Genomic DNA, 5,496 nt, shown 5'->3' on the forward strand with positions numbered 1-5,496 from the left:
GAGCACGAGAAATTCGGCTTTTGTCAGGATTCATTACTTCCGCTCCCCTATGAGGGCGAGCGGTCGATCAAAGCGGTGCTTGAGGGGCTTGAGGGCCGTTTCGGCTGGGACCGTGTCGAGGAAGATGGCAAGATCATCGGCCTGACCAAAGATGGTGCAAACGTGAGCCTTGAGCCCGGTGGCGCCTTGGAACTGTCCGGTGCGCCGCTCGAGACCATCCACCAGACCTGTGACGAGGTGAATGTCCATCTGGCCGAGGTCAAATCCGTCTCGGACGAGATCGGCGTAAAGTTTATCGGCCTTGGGGCCGCGCCCGAGTGGACGCATGAGCAAATGCCGCTGATGCCCAAGGGCCGCTACAAGTTGATGAACAACTACATGGAAAAAGTCGGCACCATGGGGACGGCGATGATGCGCCGGACGTGCACCGTGCAGGTGAACCTTGATTTCGGCTCTGAGGCGGACATGGTGCAAAAGATGCGCGTGGCTTTGGCATTGCAGCCCGTGGCCTGCGCCCTTTTTGCCAACTCCCCGTTCTTTGAGGGCAAGGTCAACGGCCATAAATCTTGGCGTTCACGCATCTGGCGTGATCTGGATGCGGCACGCACCGGCATGCTGCCCTTTGTGTTCGAAGAGGGTTTCGGCTTTGAGGCCTGGGTGCAGTGGGTTCTCGATGTGCCGATGTATTTTGTCTATCGCGATGGCAAATATATCGACGCGCTGGGCATGTCGTTCCGTGATTTCCTGAAAGGTGAATTGCCTGCACTGCCGGGTGAAAAACCGCTCTTGTCAGACTGGGCCGATCACCTGACAACCGTGTTCCCCGAGGCCCGCGTAAAGCAGTACATTGAAATGCGCGGCGCGGATGGTGGCCCTTGGCGGCGGCTTTGCGCTTTGCCCGCGTTTTGGACCGGGTTGATGTATGACCAGACCGCTTTGGATGCGGCGTGGAATCTGTGCAAGAACTGGACCGCCGAACAGCGCGAGGCGCTGCGTGTGGCGGCCTCGGTCGACGGTTTGCAGGCGCAGGTTGACGGGATCAACATGCATGATCTGGCGCGCGAGGTCGTTGCGATTTCGCATGCCGGTCTGAAGGCCCGCGCCAAACCCGGCGCCGGTGGGCTGATCGCGGATGAAACCCATTTCCTCAATGCGCTGCACGAAAGCATCGAAAGCGGCATGACGCCCGCCGATGAGCTCTTGGCGCATTACAACGGCGATTGGGACGGTGACCTCAAACGGATTTACGCCGAGTATAGCTACTAGGCTGCGCTCTTCTTCCCGATTTTCGTCTCGGTGCCTTTGCGCAGACGCTGGATGTTGGCCCAGTGGCGGATGTAGATCAGAAAACATAGTGTCGCTGAAAGAAAGAACATCTCGCCGGGGGTCGTGAAACCGACAACCAGAGGGATCCATCCTGCGGTGACCAAAGCGGCGAGCGATGAATAGCGCGATAAGGCGGCCACAACGAGCCAGATTGCGCAGGCGATCAGGCCGATTTGCCAGTCCACAGCCAGTAGAATGCCGAAATAAGTGGCAACGCCTTTGCCGCCCTTGAAACGCAGCCAGACCGGAAAGCAATGCCCGAGAAAAGCCATGAGCGCGGCAAGTTGGGCCGCGTCTTCACCCGCCAGTTGGCGGGCTGCCAGCACGACGACCGCGCCCTTGGCGGCATCGAAGATCAATGTCAGGGCGGCGGCTTTCTTGTTGCCGGTACGCAGCACATTCGTGGCCCCGATATTGCCTGATCCGATATCGCGCAGGTTGCCGAGGTTCATCAGCCTGGCAAAGATCATGCCCCCCGGGATTGACCCCAGAAGATAGCCGATGACAGCCCAGAGCAAGAGAACGAGATAGGCGCTTTCGAGTGTTGGCATTACGATTTCTCCCAGACGCGGTGGCCGCTGACCCATGTGCCCAGCACGCGGCCTTGCAGCCGTGCGCCGTCAAAGGGTGTATTCTTGGATTTTGACAACAAGGTGGCACGGTCAAGCTGGAATGGTGCGTCCGGATCAAAGAGGATCAGATCGGCAGGGGCATCGGCGATCAGCCTGCCTGCCGGCAGCCCCAAAAGGCGCGCAGGGTTCAGCGCCATCGCACGGAAGAGTTTTGGCAGCGTGATCATTTCGGCATGATAAAGGCGCAAGGCTGCGGGCAGAAGTGTCTCGAGGCCCACGGCACCGCTTGCGGCCTCTTCAAATGGCAGGCGTTTGCTTTCTTCGTCTTGTGGCGTGTGCATCGAACAGATGATGTCAATCAGCCCCTCTGATACGGCTTGGACGACAGCAATGCGGTCTTCTTCACTGCGCAGCGGCGGTTTGAGCTTAAAGAACGTGCGGTAGTCCGCGACATCCAGTTCGTTCAGCGTCAGGTGATGCACCCCGATCCCAGCGGTGATTCTCAGCCCGTTGCGCTTGGCCCGTTCCAGCGCGGGCAGGGCGCGTGCGGTCGTGATCTGGTCTACGTGATAGCGCGCGCCGGTCATTTCCAGCAGGGCGATATCACGGTCCAGCGCCATACGTTCGGCCATCGGGCTTACCCCTGGCAAACCGCGTAGCGAGGCGAATTTACCGGATGTGACAGCGGCCCCTTCGGACAATCCGGGGTCCTGGACGTGTCCAATCACCAGTGCGTCAAGCGAACGGGCATATGTGAGGGCGCGACTGAAGACTTTGGTGCTGGTGACAACGCGGTCGCAATCGGTAAAGGCCACGGCACCTGCATCTTGCAGAAAGCCGATCTCGGTCATCTCGCGCCCGTCGCGGCCTTTGGTCAGGGCCGCCATTGGCAGGACATGCACAGGCGCGTCCTGTTGCGCGCGCCGTTCCACAAATTCGAGTGTTTCGGGCGTGTCGATCGCGGGGCTGGTGTCAGGGCGTGTGACGATTGTGGTCACCCCGCCTGCGGCTGCCGCGCGTCCGGCAGAGCGGAAGCTTTCCTTGTGCCGTTCGCCGGGTTCGGACACTTTGACACCGATATCAATGATGCCGGGGGCAAGGCACATGCCGCCGCAATCCACGACATTGGCAGACTTGGGGGCGGCGGTGGGGCTGTCGTAGACCGCCTTGATCACACCGTCCTCAATCAGGATCGCGCCAATGCTGTCGGTCAGCGCCACCGGATCAATCAGGCGGGCGTTTGCAAAAAACGTGGCGGTCATTGTGTTCTCTGTCATTTCTATCCTGCCACCCAGATCATCAGGCCCACCAGGGCGAACATCGCGATCAGCGCATACATTGCGATCATACCGCCGACGCGGGCGTCGGATTTCGGTGCTTTGGTGGGCGCGCTTGCGATGTTGCCTTCAGCACCTTTGGACGGGAGAGGCGCGAATTTTACCGATGCGCCTTCTTCGGTGTAGGTCCCGATCCATTTGAGCGGTGCCACGGGCGTGATTGTCGCCGCGCGCCCGCCGAAGGCCTTTGATAGCACGATCAACACATGGCCCGACATGCCGTTCAGCCGTGACCGGTAAGGAGCAACATCAGCCTCGGCCACGCCCAGCCCCTCAACGAGATATCCGGCGAGCCCGACACCTTCGAGGCTGTTCAGCGCGAAAAGTTCAACGAAGGTATGGTCAAGCTCGTCCACGCCCAAGGCGCGGTTGATCGGCGCGGGGGTGGTCGCGTCAGGGTTTTCGGCAAAGCGGGCGGCCTCATCTGCGCCCAGATTGACCATGAAGACGCGGATGACACCATGCTCGGTGGCGCTGACTTGAAAGGTCTCGCTCATATCATGACCTCTTGCGGGCCACGGGCTGCGCGCAGGTTCTGCGCCAAAAGGTCCATCGCGGCCATGCGCACAGCGACGCCCATTTCGACCTGTTCCTGAATGACCGAGCGGTTGATGTCGTCGGCAATGTTCCCGTCAATCTCCACGCCGCGGTTCATCGGGCCGGGGTGCATCACGATGGCATCGGGTTTGGCGTGCGCGAGCTTGCCCGCGTCCAGCCCGTAGCGGTGGAAATATTCGCGCTCTGACGGGATAAACCCGCCGTCCATGCGTTCCTTTTGCAGCCGGAGCATCATCACGACATCGACGTCTTTCAGGCCCTCTTCCATGTTCTCGAACACCTCGACCCCGAAGTCTGCGACGCCGGATGGCATCAGCGTGGGCGGTGCGATGAGGCGGATGCGGTTTTCCATCTTGCCCAAGAGCATAATGTTCGAGCGCGCCACGCGGCTGTGGGCGATATCACCGCAAATCGCGATGGACAGGCGGTGGAGCCGTCCCTTGGCACGCCGGATTGTCAGCGCATCCAGCAGCGCCTGCGTGGGATGTTCGTGCTTGCCGTCGCCTGCGTTGAGAACCGCGCAATTGACCTTTTGCGCCAAAAGATCGACGGCGCCGGAATGCGGGTGCCGCACGACCAAGAGATCAGGGCGCATGGCGTTCAGCGTCAGGGCTGTGTCAATGAGCGTCTCGCCTTTTTTGACCGATGATGCCTGCATGCCCATGTTCATGACATCCGCACCAAGCCGCTTGCCAGCCAGTTCAAAACTCGCCTGTGTACGGGTCGAGTTTTCGAAAAACATGTTGATCTGCGTGAGCCCCGCCAACACGTCGCGGTGCGCGATGCCGCGCCGGTTATGCTCGGCATAGCTATCGGCCAGATCCAGCAAAGTGGTGATTTCTGTGGGATGCAGAGGTTCGATGCCCAAAAGATGCTTGGCGCGAAATGTCATGAGGCCCTCTTAGCAGTGGTTCCCCGCCTTATAGGCACCCCTGCCGTGCGCATCAATGCCGCAAGCACTACGCAAGCGATGCAATCCGGCATATCGTGCCTGTCATGGATTCGCACAACACATATTGGACCGACCGCGCACTACTTGAATGGCAGGTGGAATTGGGAGTGACAGACGCCATTCTCGACGCGCCCGTTGACCGCTATGCGCTCGAGACGGTGAAGCCTGCGCCGAAGGCGGCAACGCCTGAGAAGCCTGTCGGAGCACCCGAGATCGTGAAGGCGCCAGAGGTGGATGCGGCGGCGCTTGCGCGGACTGCGGCGCAAACGGCGGCTGATCTTGATGCGCTGAGTGCCGCGATGCAGGCGTTTGATCATTGCGAGCTGAAAAAAGGCGCGCGCAGTTTTGTATTCAGCGATGGCAACCCCGCCGCCCGCGTGATGATTGTGGGCGAAGCACCGGGCCGTGAAGAGGACCGCGCAGGGCGGCCATTCGTGGGCCGCGCGGGCCAGCTTTTGGACCGGATGCTTGAGGCAATCCAGATGGGCCGTGCTGCCGATAACGCGGCCCAAGCTGTCTATATCACCAATGTGCTGCCATGGCGTCCGCCCTCGAACCGCACCCCTGATGCCAGCGAAATCGCGATGATGCTGCCATTTCTGGAACGCCACATCGCGCTGGTTGATCCTGAAATCGTGATCTTGATGGGCAACACACCCTGTCAGGCGCTTCTGGGGCGCACGGGCATCACGCGCATGCGGGGAGAGTGGGTCGAGGTACTGGGCAAACCCTGCCTGCCGATGTTCCACCC

6 protein-coding genes are annotated in these 5,496 nt (G+C 60.5%); 2 read left to right on the top strand and 4 right to left on the bottom strand.

What is annotated here, in order from left to right:
- Positions 1–1,266: glutamate--cysteine ligase (locus tag VGP75_RS09620; protein ID WP_327543452.1), on the top strand; the 1,266-nt coding region annotated here is incomplete at its 5' end.
- On the opposite strand, the gene plsY is transcribed toward VGP75_RS09620, so the two are convergent.
- The 4 genes from plsY to VGP75_RS09640 are packed head-to-tail and all read right to left on the bottom strand — an operon-like array spanning position 1,263 to position 4,685.
- A complete protein-coding gene (plsY, locus tag VGP75_RS09625; protein ID WP_327543453.1) occupies positions 1,263–1,877 on the bottom strand; it encodes a glycerol-3-phosphate 1-O-acyltransferase PlsY in 615 nt (204 codons plus the stop codon). The two genes, VGP75_RS09620 and plsY, sit on opposite strands and share 4 nt — an antisense overlap.
- Complete coding sequence (locus VGP75_RS09630) at positions 1,877–3,160, bottom strand: dihydroorotase (protein WP_327543457.1); 1,284 nt, start codon at positions 3,158–3,160, stop codon at positions 1,877–1,879. The genes plsY and VGP75_RS09630 overlap by 1 nt, the downstream gene beginning before the upstream one ends.
- A 17-nt stretch (positions 3,161–3,177) precedes the next feature.
- Positions 3,178–3,732 (bottom strand): hypothetical protein, encoded by a 555-nt coding sequence (locus tag VGP75_RS09635; protein ID WP_327543454.1) that lies wholly within the window; start codon positions 3,730–3,732, stop codon positions 3,178–3,180.
- Complete coding sequence (locus VGP75_RS09640; RefSeq protein WP_327543455.1) at positions 3,729–4,685, bottom strand: aspartate carbamoyltransferase catalytic subunit; 957 nt, start codon at positions 4,683–4,685, stop codon at positions 3,729–3,731. Before VGP75_RS09640 ends, VGP75_RS09635 begins: the two co-directional genes overlap by 4 nt.
- A 104-nt stretch (positions 4,686–4,789) precedes the next feature.
- On the opposite strand from VGP75_RS09640, the gene VGP75_RS09645 reads away from it, so the two are divergent.
- The coding region (locus VGP75_RS09645) for a uracil-DNA glycosylase (protein ID WP_327543456.1) at positions 4,790–5,496 on the top strand (707 nt) is incomplete at its 3' end.

The organism is Yoonia sp., assembly GCF_036007805.1.
GTDB lineage: Bacteria > Pseudomonadota > Alphaproteobacteria > Rhodobacterales > Rhodobacteraceae > Yoonia.